3 protein-coding genes are annotated in these 1427 nt (G+C 71.2%); all 3 read left to right on the top strand.

From position 1 onward, the window contains the following. Window positions 1-165 precede the first annotated feature (165 nt). The gene (locus tag ACFV9O_RS40430) at window positions 166-342 is read left to right on the top strand and encodes a hypothetical protein (RefSeq protein WP_385428090.1); all 177 of its coding nucleotides are present in this window, start codon (window positions 166-168) and stop codon (window positions 340-342) included. Beyond that, complete coding sequence (locus ACFV9O_RS40425; RefSeq protein WP_381771424.1) at window positions 332-1087, top strand: hypothetical protein; 756 nt, start codon at window positions 332-334, stop codon at window positions 1085-1087. Before ACFV9O_RS40430 ends, ACFV9O_RS40425 begins: the two co-directional genes overlap by 11 nt. 68 nt (window positions 1088-1155) lie before the next feature. Next, window positions 1156-1427, top strand: a 272-nt coding sequence (locus ACFV9O_RS40420; protein WP_385428088.1) for a CrcB family protein, incomplete at its 3' end; no start/stop codon positions are given.

Genomic DNA, 1427 nt, shown 5'->3' with positions numbered 1-1427 from the left:
GGGGCCGAGCGGGGCCCCGCGCCCCGGCCGGCACGAATAGAGCATCCGTTCGACGGATTCCCGGTGGATGTCTTGGCCAACGTCTTTCATGGGCAAAGCGTCGCTGTCAGAGCGGCCTGCTTCACTGAGAGCGTCTAATCCATCCAGGGGAGTCCCATGCGGACCATGATTCGAAGGACGCGCGAAGACCTCTTGGCACAGCGTGCGCGGCTGCTGGCCGAGGTCCACATGACCCACGACGAACTCCAGCGCCGAGCCGAGTCGTACACACTGAGCGCCCGTGAGCTGAGCGTTTGGCACACCATCGAAGGCATCGACCGCCTTCTGGCCGGTGACCGCTGACGAGGCCCGGCTCGAAGCGAAGGCCACCGGGTTCGCCGAGACCCTCACCGCCCTGACGCGGGGAGTCCTCGGTCCGGACTCGCCACGCTTCTCCGCGGGCTACAGCGGCACTCGGGTTCTCGTGGCCCCGCTCGACGAGGACGGGATGACCGCCACCAGCATCCCTGTCGCGATCGACCAAGTCCCGTGCCTACAGCTGCACATCCAGCACTTCTGCTGCTGGGACACGGCAGGCCAGTACCTGGCGACCGACCGCGCCGACGTCAAGGTGTTCTTCGAATCCAGCCTTGAGCCGCTACTGCGCCACGAGTACGTCCGCAAGGGGAAGAACCCACCCGGAGCGCACCTTCAGGTACACGCCCACCGGGACGAACTCGCGTACCTGCTCCGTCTCGCCGAACGCAAGCAGTCAAGCCCGAGCGGGAAGTCCAGGCGAGGCAAGCCACCCCGGGTCTCGGAGATCCACTTCCCTGTCGGCGGTCACCGGTTCCGGCCGGGGCTCGAGGACGTCCTGCTGCTCCTGGAGAGGGAGTTCGCCATCGACGTCGAGCCCGGATGGCGCAAGGTCATCGAGGCGGAAACGGGGAAGTGGCGCCAGTCGCGGTTGCGCGCGGCAGTCCGCGACGCGCCCGACGTCGCAGCCGCGGTGCTCCGTGACCTCGGCTACGCGGTGGACCCGCCACAAGGCGACGGCCTGCCCGCGCCCCGCTCTTCCGGCATGGACTCCCGCTTGTACTGGCCCTAGGCCGGCCCCCCACCCCCGGAGAGCCGGCCGTCAGCGGTCCGCGCCGCCTTCCGGCGTACGCTCGCCCCATGCCCCACCCGTCCGACGACCGACCGGACCCCCGCCCCGTCCCTCCGGCCTCCGGCGCCCCGGAGCCGGGTGGCACGCACCGCGCGAACCTGCCGCTCCCGCCCCCCGAACCGGTCGACCCCGACCTCGGCCCGGGACCGGCGCAGGGGGCGCCGCCGGAGAGCCGGCTCCCCGTCCTCCTCGCCATCTCGCTGGGCGGCGGGGCCGGAGCCGCCGTCCGGTACGGGGCGACCTTGCTGTGGCCCACCCCCACCGGGGCCTTCCCCTGGAC

Source organism: Streptomyces sp. NPDC059909 (assembly GCF_042730885.1).
Lineage (GTDB): Bacteria > Actinomycetota > Actinomycetes > Streptomycetales > Streptomycetaceae > Streptomyces.
Note: the sequence above shows the minus strand (reverse complement) of the source record. Positions and strands in the feature narration are given on the sequence as shown.